Raw genomic sequence first — 341 nt, 5'->3', positions numbered from 1 at the left:
CCTTTCTATGGAGAATTGATGAGCGCTGCTTATCAATATAAGTTTCCGTGTTTCGTTTTCGTTTAGTTTTGAGAGTTCAATAAAAGTGTTGACTCTTAAATGTTAATATGATATAAATAAATTCTGCAATTTGTATGGGCCTATAGCTCAGCTGGTTAGAGCGCACGCCTGATAAGCGTGAGGTCGATGGTTCGAGTCCATTTAGGCCCACCATACAACTTGGGGCCTTAGCTCAGCTGGGAGAGCGCCTGCCTTGCACGCAGGAGGTCAGCGGTTCGATCCCGCTAGGCTCCACCAAAAAGCTATTTTAAATAGCAAATGGTATGTTCTTTGAAAACTAG

Annotated in this window: 2 tRNA genes; both read left to right on the top strand. The window is 43.4% G+C overall.

Annotated features, from left to right (window positions below):
- The first annotated feature begins 136 nt into the window (after window positions 1–136).
- Window positions 137–213 (top strand) — tRNA-Ile (locus tag COE49_RS26885).
- Window positions 214–221: 8 nt separating this feature from the next.
- A tRNA-Ala gene (locus COE49_RS26880) sits at window positions 222–297 on the top strand.
- Window positions 298–341 lie beyond the last annotated feature (44 nt).

It is taken from the genome of Bacillus sp. AFS029637, from assembly GCF_002584985.1.
Taxonomy (GTDB): domain Bacteria; phylum Bacillota; class Bacilli; order Bacillales; family Bacillaceae_G; genus Bacillus_A.
This window is presented reverse-complemented; position numbering and strand designations above follow the sequence as displayed.